Source organism: Dermabacter jinjuensis (genome assembly GCF_902381725.1).
GTDB classification, from domain to species: domain Bacteria; phylum Actinomycetota; class Actinomycetes; order Actinomycetales; family Dermabacteraceae; genus Dermabacter; species Dermabacter hominis.
In genome coordinates this window covers 1,991,471-2,006,344 of the sequence record NZ_LR698963.1, presented here as the reverse complement: position 1 = coordinate 2,006,344, position 14,874 = coordinate 1,991,471, and the positions used below count along the sequence as shown (strand labels likewise).

Here is a 14,874-nt window from a genome sequence, read left to right as displayed (position 1 = left end):
GTGGACGCCCAAGGCGCGCCTGTAAAGGTTGGCAAGGGAGAAGCTGTGAGAAGTCTCGCCGCTTTACCAGCGATTGGACTTCTTTGCGCCGCGGTCCTCGAATCGCTTGCCCTTGCGGGTCTTGAATTTTCCGCCCTTCTTTGGACCCTGATCGACCTGAATACGCATCGGCTTGCCACCCACGCGCGCGCGGCCAATGCGCGCGAGCGCTGCCTCGTCGACGCCATCGCGAAGCTCGACGAGCGAGAACGAGGGGAAGAGATCGATCTTGCCGACATCCTGACCATTGAGTCCGCCCTCGCCGGCGATTGCTCCAACGATTGCCTGCGGGCGCACGCCATTATTCTTACCGACTGCGATGCGGTAGGTCGTGAAGCCAGCACTCGAGCGGCGTGAGCGCTTCTCGCCGCGGTTGCGATCTCCCCGATCGCCACGATCTTTGCGATCGGGGCGATCGCCCTTGGCTCCCTTATCGCGGAAGCTTGCACCCGTGAACTCATCATCGCTCGCGCGTGGGCCGTCGTCGCCGACCGTCATCGCGCCGAGCGCCGCTGCTACCTGTTCAATCGAGACATTGTTTTCGCTCAAGAACTCGTTGAGGAGGTCGTAGTAGAGGTTGAGGCGTCCCTTCTCGAGACGCGCGGGTACCTCACTCAGCACCTTTTTCATCTTGTGGCGCGAGACGTCGAGCGGTGAGGGGATCTGCACTTCCTCAAGTTCCTGACGAGTTGTGCGCTCGATGTTGCGAAGCTTTCGCTTTTCGTGAGGTGCGACGAAAGTAATCGCCTGCCCCGTGCGGCCAGCGCGGCCGGTGCGGCCAATGCGGTGGACGTATGCCTCCGGTTCCGAGGGAATATCAAAATTGACCACGAGGCCGATGCGTTCGACGTCTAGACCTCGGGCGGCAACGTCGGTCGCGACGAGGACCGTGAGTGAACCGTCGCGCAGGCGCTCGACGATACGCTCGCGCTCCTTTTGTGGGACGTCGCCCGAGATGGTCGCAGCCACGATGCCGCGAGCAATGAGCGCCGTTCCTACTTCTTCAGCCGCGCTACGCGTGCGCACAAACACGATCGTGGCATCGGCATCCGTCGTCTCAACGATGCGAGTGAGGGCACCCGTCTTGTGGCGGAACGGCACGACCGCGTACTTCTGGTCGACGCTTGTGACGGTCGTCGACTGACGGGCGACGGCGACGCTGACCGCATCGGGCATGTGCTCCTCCGCAACGCGCTTAATCGCGGGAGGCATGGTTGCGCTGAAAAGTGCCATGCGCTTCTGCTTCGGGGCAAAACCGAGGATTTCGTCGACGTCCTCGGCGAAGCCCATGCGGAGCATTTCATCGGCCTCGTCCAGCACGAGTGTCGAGAGGTCGTCGAGCACGATATTGCCGCGCTTGAGATGGTCGATGACGCGCCCGGGCGTGCCGACAATGACATGGGCGCCGCGCTCGAGCGCTCTTTCCTGTGGGCCGTACGGGGCGCCGCCATACACGCTCACGACGTTCACCCCATCGAGCTTCGCGGCGAACGACTGGATTGCATCGGCCACCTGCATGGCGAGTTCTCGCGTTGGGGCAAGAACGAGTCCCTGGGTAGAGCGGTTCGAAGCTCGGATTTCAGCGAGCAGCGGCAGACCAAACGCGGCGGTTTTACCCGTACCGGTCTGGGCGACGCCGAGGACGCTTCGCCCTTCGAGCAGTGCGGGAATGGCGCGTTCTTGGATGGGGGAGGGATGGGTGAACCCGAGGTCGTGCACGGCGGCGAGAAGCTCCGGCGGAAGGCCGAGTTCATCGAAGCGCATGCGCTCGTCATTGGCTGTTTCTTCGGGGGTGTCTGTATCCGTGCCGCCGTCTGCGGCGTCTGTACCGGCCTGCGCCATGCCATCCATTTCGAGCGCTTCCGCGATTTCTTCGCGGTTTTCCAGGGCGATTTCCGTGTCGTTGTGGTTGTCGGTCGTCATTATTCGGGTCCTTCCGGGCCATCACACACGCCCGCCCCGGAATACGCACGTGAACATTTTCGGGCCGCTCATCGGCCCCTCATTCTGTCGAGCACGTCCCCGCGGGAATCCCGCACAAAAAAATGCGCCGTCCGGATCGGCGCTAAGTCCTCATCGCGCCCACATGGCGCTCACACGTGCTGGAACCAGCTTACGGAAAACAGGGGCGCAAGGGGAGGGGGAAGGGCGCGACAATGGTCACCTCCGCAAGATTTCTCTACTGGCCTCGCGCATCGTTCGTGTGGCTTTTGGCCCCATTTCTCTTGCATCACCTCTTGCTCTTGCTGCTCGCCCATTGCTTTCCCCGCTCGCCCTCGCCCCCCCACTTGGGCTCCAACCCCTCTCGTCCCTGGGGGCGCCTCGTTCCTATCGCCCCAGAAGATTCGGTGAAAGTGGTGAAAAATCGCCGCCTCACGATGCTTATCAGGTCCTTTACGCCAAAAATCACCACTTTCGTTGCGGGAGCGGCGTGGAACGGAGACAGGGGCGACCCAAGGAGCGAGGAGAGACGGGCAGGGGGAGTGCCGCCGGAGGGGAGGAGAGACGGGCTGGGGGAGTTGGAGTTCGCTGGAGGGGAGGAGACACGGGAGAAAGGGACAGGAGACGGGGCAGGGGCAGGCGGCAATGAGATCTGGGGCAGGTCCGACGGTTGAGCGGAAACCGTCGGACTGCACCCGCTAGCCGTGCGCGCTAAACTGGTGCGGATTGCGGCTGACCGCCGAGCGCACCGCACCCGTACGGTGCCCGCGCATGCATGCGCCGCACACGACCGACCACCCCGAAGTCAAAGGAATCTTCATGCTTCGCACCCACCGCGCCGGTGATCTGAGGGCAGATCACATCGGCCAGGACGTCACTCTCGCCGGCTGGATTGGAAGGCGCCGTGACCATGGCGGTGTGGCCTTCCTCGATCTGCGTGACGCCTCGGGGGTGTCGCAGGTCGTTGTTCGCGAGGAAGACGCGCACCACCTGCGAAACGAGTTCGTGCTCAAGGTCACGGGCAAGGTCGAGCGCCGCCCCGAAGGTAACGAAAACCCGGCCCTTCCCACGGGCGACATCGAGGTCATCGCCTCCGAGGTTGAGGTGCTCAACCCCGCCGCTGCGCTCCCGTTCCAGCTCGATGAGCACAGTGAGGTCGGCGAGGAAGCTCGCTTGCGCTACCGCTACCTGGATATGCGCCGTGCGGAAACGGCATATGCGTTGCGCCTGCGCTCGAAAGTCAATCAGGCCGCGCGCGAGGTGCTCCTCAACGAAGACTTCGTCGAGATCGAAACGCCAACCCTTACCCGCTCGACCCCCGAGGGGGCGCGCGACTTCCTCGTCCCGGCACGCCTCGCTCCCGGATCGTGGTACGCACTTCCGCAGTCGCCGCAGCTTTTCAAGCAGCTGCTCATGGTGGGCGGCATGGAACGCTACTTCCAGCTCGCTCGCTGCTACCGCGACGAAGACTTCCGCGCCGACCGCCAGCCCGAGTTCACGCAGCTTGACGTCGAAATGAGCTTCGCTGATCAGGAAGACGTGATCGCGCTTGCCGAGAAGATTCTCGTGAACGTGTGGAAGCAAATCGGCTACGACATTGAAACGCCGATCAAGCGCATCACCTACCACGAATCGATGGCCCGCTACGGCTCGGATAAGCCAGACCTCCGTTTCGATCTCGAGATCACCGAGATGACCGACTTCTTCAAGGACACGCCGTTCCGCGTGTTCCAGGCGCCGTACGTTGGCGCGATCGTCATGAAAGGCGGCGCTTCGCAGCCGCGCCGCACGCTCGATGCGTGGCAGGAATTCGCGAAGCAGCGCGGCGCAAAGGGCCTCGCTTACGTCCTCTTCCAGGAGGATGGTTCGCTCGGCGGCCCCGTCGCCAAGAACCTCTCCGACGAGGAGAAGGCCGGTCTCGCCGACAAGGTCGGCGCGAGCGCTGGCGACTGCGTGTTCTTCGCAGCCGGCGACGCCAAGAATTCGCGCGCCCTTCTTGGCGCCGTGCGCAACGAGATTGGCGACCGCCTCGGCCTGATCAACCCCGACGAGTTCGCTTTCGTGTGGGTCGTGGATGCGCCCATGTTCGAGCCCGCCGGCGACGCCGAAGCGGCCGGCGACGTCGCGGTTGGTCACGGCGAATGGACCGCCGTTCACCACGCCTTCACGTCCCCGAAGCCTGAGTTCCTTGACACGTTTGACACCGACCCTGGCTCGGCGCTCAGCTACGGCTACGACATTGTATGCAACGGCAACGAGATTGGCGGCGGCTCGATTCGTATCCACCAGGCCGACGTGCAGCAGCGCGTCTTCGCACTGATGGGCATCAGCGAAGAAGAAGCGCAGGAGAAGTTCGGCTTCCTCCTCGAGGCGTTCAAGTTCGGTGCGCCGCCCCACGGCGGCATCGCGTTCGGCTGGGATCGCATCGTGTCGATCCTCGCGAAGACCGACTCGATCCGCGATGTCATCGCCTTCCCGAAGACCGGTAACGGTTACGACCCGCTGACGGCAGCCCCGGCGCCCATCACGCCGCAGCAGCGTAAGGAAGCGGGCGTGGACTTCAAGCCGGAGAAGAAGGCAAAGGATAAGGACTCGGCGAAGGCCGAGCAGCCGTCGGACACCGCCAAGTAACCCGGCCCTGCACAAAGCCCCCGGTTACCGAACGACATGTTCGGGCCGGGGGCTTTCCCATGGGCGAAGAAAATCTACGGACGAGGGTCCTCGCCATGCTTGATCTGCGGTTTCGGCATGCGCCACGGGCGGATGTTCGTTGAGCGAAGGAGCCCGTACGACACCATTCCGGCCGGGACCACGCCGAACCGTTCCATGAGTGCCTTGCGGATTTTGCGCCGCACGAGGAACGTATCGATCACCACGACGATGATGCCTGCCCACAGCACGGCGAGGAACACAATCGAAACGACCTGGAACTTTACCGGGTCGATGAGCTGCATCACGAAGGGGAACAGCATCGCGATCAGGGCCAGTGGCAAGAAGTACTCGGCGACGTTATGGCGCGAGTCGACGACGTCACGCACGAGACGGCGATCGGCACCACGGTGCTGTACGGGGTAGTGCGCCTCATCGCCGGTGAGGAGAGCCTGGTGCTCGCGATTGGCCGCCGCGCGGTCCTTCTGCTTAGAACGGCGCTTCGCCTCCTTGCGATCCTTCGGAACGAGCGGCGTGCGGCGCGCAGCCTGGGCGTCCTTACGCGAGCGGGTCGGGCGCCCCTTCTTCGGGGTCGTCGCAGAATGCTCGGCTGGGGCAGGGCTGGCGGAGTTAGCGGAAGTCGTGTCGGTATTCACCCATCCAATTCTAGACTCCCGGCGCCCGGACACGCACAGTAGGCACGGGGTTTCGTGAGGAATTCCGACGGTCGCAGGGATACGGTGGAGCAAAGACCATTAACGCGCCAGCGGCGCGGAAGGAGAAGAGGAATGTCGCTCAGCGTCGACGCAATCAATGAGAAGGTCAAAGCCCTTCAACCGCAAGCACTCGAGGACCTCACGGCGCTCGTCGCGATTCCCTCGATCGCTTTTGACGGTTACGACCAGTCGCACGTGAGGGCTAGTGCCGAAAAAGTAGCCGCGCTCCTCAAGGATGCCGGTATGCCCGAGGTAAGCATCGAATCCGTCGAGGGCGGCGCGCCGGCCGTTCTCGCGCGACGTCCCGCGAAGCCAGGTAAGCCGACGGTCATGCTGTACGCCCACCACGACGTGCAGCCCGTCGGCGATGAATCCGAATGGACAACTCCGCCGTTTGAAGCGACCGAGCGCAACGGCCGCCTGTACGGCCGCGGCGCTGCCGACGACAAGGCCGGCGTGATGGCTCACGTGACCGCCCTGCGTGCGCTCAAGGACGAGCTCGAAGAATCCGGCGTCGGCATCGTCGTGTTTGTGGAAGGTGAAGAGGAATACGGCAGCGAGACCTTCCGCCCGTTCCTCGAAAAGCACCAGGACATCATGCGCAGCGACATCATCGTCGTCGCCGACTCCTCGAACTGGGCCGTCGGCCGCCCCGCCCTCACGACGAGCCTTCGCGGCGTTGTTGCCTTCGAGCTTGACGTTCAGGTTCTCGACTACTCCGTGCACTCGGGCATGTTCGGTGGACCCGTGATCGATGCTCTTACCCAGCTTTCGCGCGTCCTCACGACCTTCCACAACGACGACGGCACGATCGCCGTCGACGGTCTTCACGTGGCCGATGCCCCCGAAGTTGACATGGACGAAGCGGACTTCCGCCGCGACGCCGGTGTCCCCGAAGGGCTGCCGCTCGCCGGCGACGGATCGATCACCTCGCGCCTGTGGACGAAGCCCGCGATCTCGGTCATCGGCATCGACGCGCCGGCCGTGCAGCAAGCCTCGAACACGCTCGTATCGAAGGCTCGCGCGAAGGTCAGCGTGCGCATCGCGCCTGGCGAAGACCCCGCACACGCCACCGAGGTTCTTAGAAAGCACGTTGAAGCCCACACGCCGGCCGCCGCGAAGGTCACGTTCACGCCCGTCGATGCAGGCAAACCATTCCTTGCGCCCGCGAGCAGCGCGGGAATGGATCTGGCTCGCCGCGCGTTTCATGACTCGTGGGGCGTCGAACCCGTCGATACGGGTCTCGGTGGCTCGATCCCCTTCATCTCCGATCTTCTCGAGCTGTTCCCGAAAGCGGATGTGCTCGTGACCGGTGTTGAAGACCCGGATTCGCGCGCCCACGGCGTCGACGAGTCGCTCCACCTCGGCGACTTCGAACGCGTCTGCGTTGCTGAAGCACTCATCCTGCTCGGCGCCGCCGAGCTCGAACCGAAAGAAACCGCGTAGGCTTTGACGCACACGTGACATACCGGACCACCACGGAGGACCAATGACCGACACCGCAACTAAAGCTGTTCCCGCACACGGTGTGACCCTCACCGAGGTTGCATCCGACAAGGTGAAACAGCTTCTCGCGCAAGAAGGTCGCGATGACCTGCGCCTTCGTATCGCCGTTCAGCCTGGCGGCTGCTCGGGGCTCATCTATCAGCTCTACTTCGATGAACGTCTCCTTGAGGGCGATGCGACCGTTGACTTCAACGGCGTCGAGGTCGTTGTCGACAAGAATTCGATCCCGTTCCTGTCGGGAGCAACGATCGACTTCTCCGACACCATCGAGAAGCAAGGTTTCACGATCGACAACCCCAATGCGTCGAGCTCGTGCGCATGCGGAGACTCCTTCGCCTAAACGCGCTCGTTCGTTCAGTTCGCGAGTGGGCTGCCGCGCACGCGGTGGCCCACTCGCGCGTTAATCGGGCATCCGTCGGACCCAAAACCTCGCGCTGGACCTGCTTGCCCGTCCCGAGCGGCCCAAACGTGACTGAGCAAACCCCACGGAATCTGCAAAAAGCGACGGTGAAGGCAACATTTGGTGGCAAGTCGCGTATGATGACTAAGGACTCTCGTCCCGATTAGTGTGCACACCCCGTGCCACGCCGGGAGCGAGGTAGACAGAAACAACCGCACAATCGAGAGCGAATCTCCCCACAACCGATTCGCCACGCGATACATGGAAGGTCAGCCTGTGATCCCCCAAACCCCGGAACGCAGCCGCCGAATGCCGAAGGCCATCGCCGCCTTTGCCCTGACGGCGCTTGCTCTCGTGGGCTGCACGGAAGAGCAGCAGCGAGGATTCCTCCCCGGTGACACCACTCACCAGATCACGAATCAGACAGACCGCATCATCACAATGTGGACCGGTTCGTGGATTACCCTCCTCGCCGTCGGCCTTCTCGTGTGGGGCTTGATCTTCTGGTGTGCCATCGCCTACCGCCGCAAGAAGGGCGACAAGGGCTTCCCCGTCCAGCTGCGCTATCACGTTCCGATCGAGCTGACGTTCACGCTCATTCCGGTCATCATGATCATGACCCTCTTCTACTTCACGCAGCGTGACATCTCCGAGATCGAACGTCTCGACCCGAACCCGGATGTCACCGTCAACGTCGTTGCGAAGCAGTGGAGCTGGGATTTCAACTACGTTGACGCAGATGTCCACGAAGATCCAGGCGTCCAGTCCTTCCGCACTGGCGAAGAAGGCGCCGCTGAAGATCTCCCCACTCTTTACCTTCCCGTTGGCGAAACCGTTGAGTTCCAGCTCGACTCTCGCGACGTCATCCACTCGTTCTGGGTCGTGGACTTCCTCTACAAGAAAGACATGTTCCCCGGTCACACCACCGCCTTCCAGGTGACCCCGCAGATCGAAGGCACCTACGCCGGCAAATGCGCCGAGCTGTGCGGTGAGTTCCACTCCGACATGCTCTTCAACGTCAAGGTTGTCTCCAAGCAAGAGTTCGAAGCGCACATGGAAGAGCTGCGCGCGAAGGGGAACACGGGTCAGCTGTCGAACGACCTCAACCGCCTCCAAAAGTCCTGGAACATGAAGGACGATTCCGACCGCCGCATCGAAAACCGTCGTGAGGATGCCAAAAAGTGAGCACTACAACCGCAGAGACCACGAGCCGCTTCACCCCGGCCACGCCTGAGACGAAGAAGGGCAACCAGCTCTTCAAGCTGCTCACCACGACCGATCACAAGACGATCGGCATCATGTACATGGCTACCGCCTTTTTCTTCTTCTGCTTCGGTGGCGTGCTCGCACTGCTCATTCGTGCCGAACTGTGGGAGCCAGGCCTGCAGGTGGTCGTGTCCAAGGGGCAGTACAACCAGCTCTTCACGATGCACGGCACGATCATGCTCCTCATGTTCGGCACACCGCTCTTTGCCGGCTTCGCAAACTACCTTTTGCCGCTTCAAATCGGTGCAGTCGACATGGCGTTCCCGCGCCTGAACATGTTCTCGTACTGGCTCACCGGATTCGGCTCACTCATTGCCTGCGCCGGATTCCTTACACCGCAGGGTGCGGCCTCCTTCGGCTGGTTCGCCTACGCGCCGCTTTCCGACACAACCTTTACTCCGGGGCTCGGCGGCGACCTGTGGGCCTTCGGGTTGTGCATGCAGGGCTTCGGCACCATCCTCGGTGCGGTCAACTTCATCACGACCATCATCACAATGCGCATGCCCGGCATGACCATGTTCCGCATGCCGATCTTCACGTGGAACGTCCTCATTACGTCGATCCTCATCCTCATGGTCTTCCCCCCGCTCGCAGCCGCGCTTTTCGCCCTCGGCGCTGACCGCGTGCTCGACGCCAATATCTTTGACCCTGCCAACGGCGGGCCAATCCTCTGGCAGCACCTCTTCTGGTTCTTTGGCCACCCCGAGGTTTACGTTCTCGCGCTGCCGTTCTTCGGTATCGCCTCTGAAATCATCCCCGTCTTCAGCCGCAAGCCCATCTTCGGCTACAAGACCCTCGTCTATGCGACGATCTCGATCGCTGCCCTCTCCGTGACCGTGTGGGCGCACCACATGTTCACAACCGGCGCAGTGATGCTCGACTTCTTCGCCTTCATGACCATGATGATCGCGGTTCCCACAGGCGTGAAGTTCTTCAACTGGGTCGGCACCATGTGGCGCGGTTCCCTCACCTTTGAATCGCCAATGCTGTTCACACTCGGCTTCATGACCACCTTCCTCTTTGGTGGCCTCACCGGTGTCATCCTCTCCACCCCGGTTCTCGACTTCCACCTGAGCGACACCTACTTCGTCGTCGCACACTTCCACTACGTCATCTTCGGCACGGTGGCCTTCGAAATGTTCGCGGGCTTCTACTTCTGGTGGCCCAAGATGTTCGGATACAAGCTCCGCGAAGACCTCGCAAAGGTGCACTTCTGGCTCCTACTCGTCGGCTTCCACATGACCTTCCTCATCCAGCACTTCATGGGTGTCGAGGGTGCACCGCGCCGTTACATGAACTACCTCTCCGAGGACGGTTTCCAGTGGATGAACCAGTTCTCCACGATCGGCGCCTTCATCCTTGGTGCCTCGACTCTTCCGTTCTTCCTCAACGTGATCCTCACCCACATGAAGGGCGAGAAGGTCACCGTGAACGACCCCTGGGGCTACGGCGCTTCCCTCGAGTGGGCAACCTCGTGCCCGCCGCCGCGCCACAACTTCGTCGAGCTGCCGCGCATCCGCTCCGAACGTCCGGCCTTCGACCAGAAGTTCCCGGAAGTCGCCGCGATCGACCAGGTCCACGTCAACCGCGACGAGACAGCCCTCGTTAGCGCCCACGGAGGTAAGTAAGAATGCGCACCAACGTCATCATCTTCGCCCTCATCGGCTGCTTCGTGACCGTCGTCGGCGTTGTTTACACCCTCCTCACCCTCAACGTCGATCCCGGCGGCATCGAGTGGGTCGGCGTTCCCGCACTCTTTGCTCTCGCAGCAATGTGCTGGATGATCGCCATCTACGTGTGGATGAGCGAGCGCCGCTTCGGCGGAGGTGCTCAAGACGACGACAACGCCGAAGTTCACGAAGAAGCCGGCCACAAGGGCGTCTTCGCTCCCTACAGCTGGGCGCCACTCGTGTGTGCGGTCGGTGCTTCCCTCGCGTTCGGCGGTTTCCCAATCGCCTACTGGATCACCGCGCTCGGAATCGTGATCGGCATGATCGGCGTCATCATGTGGGTTATGGCCTACTCGGTGGGGCACAACAGCCACTGAAATTTAGGTAAGCGACCGCGTTCCGCGGGGCAGCCTGAAAACATAGAATCCACGCTGTCGAATGCCCGGCAGGCTCTAAGAGAGCCGGCCGGGCACTTTGCTCGATATCGCGAAACCCTCGATGCCTCGTGGATGAGCTTGCCGTAAGTGGTGGGACGTAAAGTGGATTGGCCAGGCTAGTTGTGGATGGCGTGATTACGGAGATTAGAAATTGCGCAATCTGCCCACGAAGCCATCACGCCATTCATCCTTGCTAAGGCGGGTAAGAACGTAGCCCTTGCCCGACAGGGAAAGGCTGGCAGCGAGGGTGATGGCGACAAGGAGACATCCACTGCCGTGGATGAGTCGGTATTGCGGAGGTGTTGGTAGGTCGTCAGCTGCGGTTCCACTTGGACTGCCTTAGGTGCGAGTGATGCGCTAGCGCTTCGCTGTCGGCGAGACCCCCTGGCAGTCGGGGGGGGGGAAAGAGAGCTTGGGCGCTGGGCGAGTTCTAGTAGAGCGCGGGCTGTTGAATCGAGAAGCGATGGAGTGGCTTGAAAACGTGTTGGGTTACGCGTCTACGCTTTGGAACCCGACCCGTTGTCGAACAATCTGGCAGAGCAGTGCGAGTGCGGCAACGCCAGCTGCCGAACCGCATAGCACGTCTGGCGCCACGTGCGCAGCCACCAACAGCGAGCCAAGAGTCGCCCCTAGTGCCGATCCCAGGTAGTTGGCTGATGCGTTAGCAGCCACAGCCGTGGCACCATCTGCTGGATTCGCCTGCAGGAGCACATGCTGCTGGGGCGCGAGGGATGACCAACCACACAGCCCCCAAATGAACAGGCTCACCACGGTGACCCCTGGCAGATGCCCCTGAGTCATGCCGATCAGCGCGCATGTCAGGCCGGCGAGGATGACAGCGCTCAAGCGCAAGGGGTCACACCTGTCCACGAGCCATCCGATGCCTAGAGCTCCGAGCGCCCCACCGAGTCCCCAGACCCAAATCCCCAGGCTCTGATGCGACGCTAGGCTTCCGGCGGACAGCACGACGGTCAGGTAGGTGTAGAGCCCCAAGGAAGCCACTGCGGTGAGAAGCGTTACTGAAATCGTGAGGAGATTCCGTGGGCTTGTGATGGATCGCAGTCGGTCAGCAGCGCTAGACGCCGGAATTGACGGTAGTTTGCCGCCGCGCAGCGTTATGCCTGCTAGTGCAGCGCAGCCAATGATCACGATCAGTAGTATCGCCGCGCGCCACCCCCACAGTCGAGCCAGGAAAAGTCCGATGGGCACGCCGAACACGGTACCGACTGCCAGACCGGCAAGAACCATAGCCACCGCACGACCTCGACGCTGTTGATCCACAACCTCTGAGGCCACCGCGGACGACAGTGGCGAATACACGCCTGCCGCCGCGCCAGCGACTATACGAGTGGCCAGGAAGACCCCAATCGTTGGTGACAGTGCTGTGATCAGGTTCGCTACCGTGAATACCAGCAAGGCTGTAACCAAACTGCGTCGCGACCGCTGCCCAGCGCGTCCCGCAAGTAAGGGGCCCGAGACTGCGTAGGAGCCCGTGAATGCCGCAACGCTTAACCCAACATCGGCTTCCCTAGTTCCCAATGAAGATGCGACGTCGGGTAAAAGTCCCGCCACGACATAGGCGTCCAGGCCGAGAGCGACGCTGCCCAACACGAATGGCCACAGTCGACGCATCATTCTTGTGGCTCCCTTGAGTCTGCGCTCGCGAGTACTGCCGCAAGAACCCCTGGGAACAGCTGATCCAGATCCTCGCGCCGCAGCTGGATTAGACATGCGCGGCCCTCGCTCCTCGTCCAGGTCATTCCTGCCTCTCGCAGCATGCGCGTGTGGTACGTCAGCGTCGAACGGGGGAGATCGTCCGCGAGTTCAAGGCTGTCGTGCTCCTGCCCGTCCGCCAGGCGGCAGATCATTTCTAACCGCGTAGGGTCGCTCAGGGCGGCAAGCACCCTAGGCAAACTGATTTCGTCAGGATTCGGGTGGTGATATTTGCGGGGTGTCATCGGGCCTCCATCAATCGTGCAGCAATAATTGCACGATTATCGTACAGGAATCACTGCACGATTCCGAGCGCTGTCAGTGAATTGACGCCGCCCCATTCGGGCGATTTGAGGTCTCGCGCTGGCGTCTAGAAGTGCCGCGGCGGGCCTAGAGTTGGGATGCGTGATTGATTGGGGGCTCTAACGCAATAATGCGAGTCTTCTTGCCGTTGGCTGGTAGATCCGATTTTCCGGTCGAGCGCTGTGCTTGTGTAAAGCGCAGGGCGCTCAGGGCGGGGGCGACAAACTATCTTCTGGTGGGATAGGGAGTAGAAAAGTTCACTTGGATGTTCGGGCAGACTTAAGTTCTTTTACTGTGGTGCGAGCGAAATGGCTGTGCTCTCTCTAGACCTCTTGCCGGTTTCGTGCGCGAGGCGCCCACACATGAAAGCCCAGCAACCGTCGGACCGCCGGCGTAAGACCACCACGCGAACTAACGAAGTTTGACTGCCCTCAATCCGGTTAGGAGGGAAGAGGGGGACAGAAGAGAAGGGAACGGAGGCGTGGTAGGGAAGCAAGAGGCGAAGCAGCAGAAGCCCTGGCACACAGAAGTGGGGGCCTGCCCGAGCCGAAACTCAGTGGCAAACCCCCACAACCTCTATGGAATTCGGGAAGGGCGTTCGATCAGCTGCCGACGAGAGCCTTGATCTTGTGCTCCTCGTGGCCCGAGTGCTCGAGCGCCTCGCGAAGCTCCGCAGGCGTCGCAGGCTCCACGCGATCCTTGAAGAAGAAGCTCGAGGCCTTTGCCCGAAGCGACGAGACGCCCTCGCCCTTCTTGAGCGGGCGGTGGTTGTCGTAGCTCACGAGAACCCAGCGATCATACTCGCTGAGAGGCTCGTGGATCTCGAGCGTTTCACCGTTCTCCATGCGCACAACCTTGCCGGTTTCAACGCCGTGGAGGGCGATCTGCTTCTTGTGCTTCTGGATTGAGAGGCACACGCGCTTCGTCACGATGAACGAGATGACCGGGATCGCGAAGATGCCGATGCGGAAGAACCACGTGAGGTTGTTCAGCGACATGTGGAAGGCGACGGCCATGAGGTCATTCGCGCCGGCAAGCATCGAGACGACGTAGGCAGAAATCCAGGCGACGCCGAAGCCCGTGCGCACGGGCGTGTTGTACGGAAGGTCGAGAACGTGGTGTTCGCGGTCGTCGCCGGTGACCCACTGTTCAATGAACGGATACAGCGCGAGGCTGCCGAACATGATGCCCGGGAAAATCATGCCGGGAATGATGATGTTGAGCGAGATTGGGTAGCCGAAGATCGTGGGCTCCCAGCCTGGCATGAGGCGCAGCGAGCCTTCGAGGAACAGCATGTACCAGTCGGGCTGTGAACCAGCCGACACGGGGGAGGGGTCGTAAGGACCGTAGTTCCACACCGGGTTCATGGCGACGGTGGCTCCCACGAGAGTGAGTACGCCGAACACGATGAAGAAGAAACCGCCGGCTTTTGCCGTGTAAACGGGGAAGAGTGGGTAACCGACCACGTTGCGATCGGTGCGGCCCGGGCCGGGGTACTGCGTGTGCTTGTGCATCACGAGGAAGAACATGTGCAGCGCGATGAGTGCAAGGATCGCACCCGGGATGATGAGGATGTGCACCGTGAACAGGCGCGGAATGATGTCGTGGCCCGGGAATTCACCGCCAAACATGAGCATCGAGCCGTAGGTGCCGAGGATCGGGATGGCCTTCATGACACCGTCGGCAATACGCAAACCGTTGCCCGAGAGGACGTCGTCGGGAAGCGAGTACCCGGAGAAGCCGGCGAGCATCGCGAGCACCATGAGGCCGAAGCCGATGAGCCAGTTGAGCTCACGCGGCTTGCGGAAAGCACCCGTGAAGAAGACGCGGAACATGTGCACGAAGATCGCCACCATGAACGTGAGCGCTGCCCAGTGGTGGATCTGCCTGAAGAGGAGGCCACCCCACACGTCGAATGACAGGTGCAGCGTCGAGTTGAACGCTGCTGACATGTGCGCTCCCTGGAGCGCCGTGTAGGAGCCTTCGTAGACGACTTCATTCATCGAGGGAACGAAGAACATCGTGAGGAAGATGCCCGAGATTACGAGAACAACGAAACTATAGAGCGCGACTTCGCCGAACATGAACGACCAGTGGTCGGGGAAAATCTTCCGTGCGAAACCTTTGACGATATTGGCGCCGCTCGTACGCTCATCGAGCCAGCTAGCGCCTACCGAGCCGAGCTTGAAGGCCTTCGAGTTGCGGTCGAGGCCGGTGGTCTGGGTGTCACTCAT

Annotated in this window: 11 protein-coding genes; 6 read left to right on the top strand and 5 right to left on the bottom strand. The window is 61.7% G+C overall.

Features of this window, described 5'->3' with window-relative positions; genetic code table 11:
* Positions 1–63: 63 nt before the first annotated feature.
* Positions 64–1,962 carry a DEAD/DEAH box helicase gene (locus FXY94_RS08895; RefSeq protein WP_016664700.1) on the bottom strand — a complete coding sequence of 633 codons (1,899 nt, stop codon included), beginning with the start codon at positions 1,960–1,962 and terminating at the stop codon, positions 64–66.
* A gap of 837 nt (positions 1,963–2,799) precedes the next feature.
* On the opposite strand from FXY94_RS08895, the gene aspS reads away from it, so the two are divergent.
* The gene (gene aspS / locus FXY94_RS08890; protein ID WP_016664699.1) at positions 2,800–4,611 is read left to right on the top strand and encodes an aspartate--tRNA ligase; all 1,812 of its coding nucleotides are present in this window, start codon (positions 2,800–2,802) and stop codon (positions 4,609–4,611) included.
* 74 nt (positions 4,612–4,685) lie between these two features.
* Here aspS and FXY94_RS08885 read toward each other — a convergent pair whose 3' ends face one another.
* Complete coding sequence (locus FXY94_RS08885; RefSeq protein WP_016664698.1) at positions 4,686–5,285, bottom strand: DUF3043 domain-containing protein; 600 nt, start codon at positions 5,283–5,285, stop codon at positions 4,686–4,688.
* A gap of 132 nt (positions 5,286–5,417) precedes the next feature.
* On the opposite strand from FXY94_RS08885, the gene FXY94_RS08880 reads away from it, so the two are divergent.
* From FXY94_RS08880 to ctaF, 5 genes are all read left to right on the top strand, one after another.
* A complete protein-coding gene (locus tag FXY94_RS08880) occupies positions 5,418–6,791 on the top strand; it encodes a dipeptidase (RefSeq protein ID WP_016664697.1) in 1,374 nt (457 codons plus the stop codon).
* A 43-nt stretch (positions 6,792–6,834) separates the two neighbouring features.
* Positions 6,835–7,191: a HesB/IscA family protein gene (locus tag FXY94_RS08875; RefSeq protein ID WP_016664696.1), complete on the top strand. Its 357-nt coding sequence runs from the start codon at positions 6,835–6,837 to the stop codon at positions 7,189–7,191.
* Between the two features lie 336 nt (positions 7,192–7,527).
* Positions 7,528–8,436 carry an aa3-type cytochrome oxidase subunit II gene (gene ctaC, locus FXY94_RS08870; protein WP_016664695.1) on the top strand — a complete coding sequence of 303 codons (909 nt, stop codon included), beginning with the start codon at positions 7,528–7,530 and terminating at the stop codon, positions 8,434–8,436.
* Entirely contained in the window at positions 8,433–10,145 is a 1,713-nt protein-coding gene (gene ctaD, locus FXY94_RS08865) for an aa3-type cytochrome oxidase subunit I (protein WP_016664694.1), read from the top strand. The genes ctaC and ctaD overlap by 4 nt, the downstream gene beginning before the upstream one ends.
* A 2-nt stretch (positions 10,146–10,147) precedes the next feature.
* A complete protein-coding gene (gene ctaF, locus FXY94_RS08860) occupies positions 10,148–10,564 on the top strand; it encodes an aa3-type cytochrome oxidase subunit IV (RefSeq protein ID WP_016664693.1) in 417 nt (138 codons plus the stop codon).
* A 549-nt stretch (positions 10,565–11,113) separates the two neighbouring features.
* Here ctaF and FXY94_RS08855 read toward each other — a convergent pair.
* From FXY94_RS08855 to qcrB, 3 genes are all read right to left on the bottom strand, one after another.
* Entirely contained in the window at positions 11,114–12,256 is a 1,143-nt protein-coding gene (locus FXY94_RS08855) for an MFS transporter (RefSeq protein WP_232049733.1), read from the bottom strand.
* The gene (locus FXY94_RS08850) at positions 12,256–12,582 is read right to left on the bottom strand and encodes an ArsR/SmtB family transcription factor (RefSeq protein WP_016664691.1); all 327 of its coding nucleotides are present in this window, start codon (positions 12,580–12,582) and stop codon (positions 12,256–12,258) included. The genes FXY94_RS08855 and FXY94_RS08850 overlap by 1 nt, the downstream gene beginning before the upstream one ends.
* Positions 12,583–13,242: 660 nt before the next feature.
* Positions 13,243–14,874 carry a cytochrome bc1 complex cytochrome b subunit gene (qcrB, locus tag FXY94_RS08845; protein ID WP_016664690.1) on the bottom strand — a complete coding sequence of 544 codons (1,632 nt, stop codon included), beginning with the start codon at positions 14,872–14,874 and terminating at the stop codon, positions 13,243–13,245.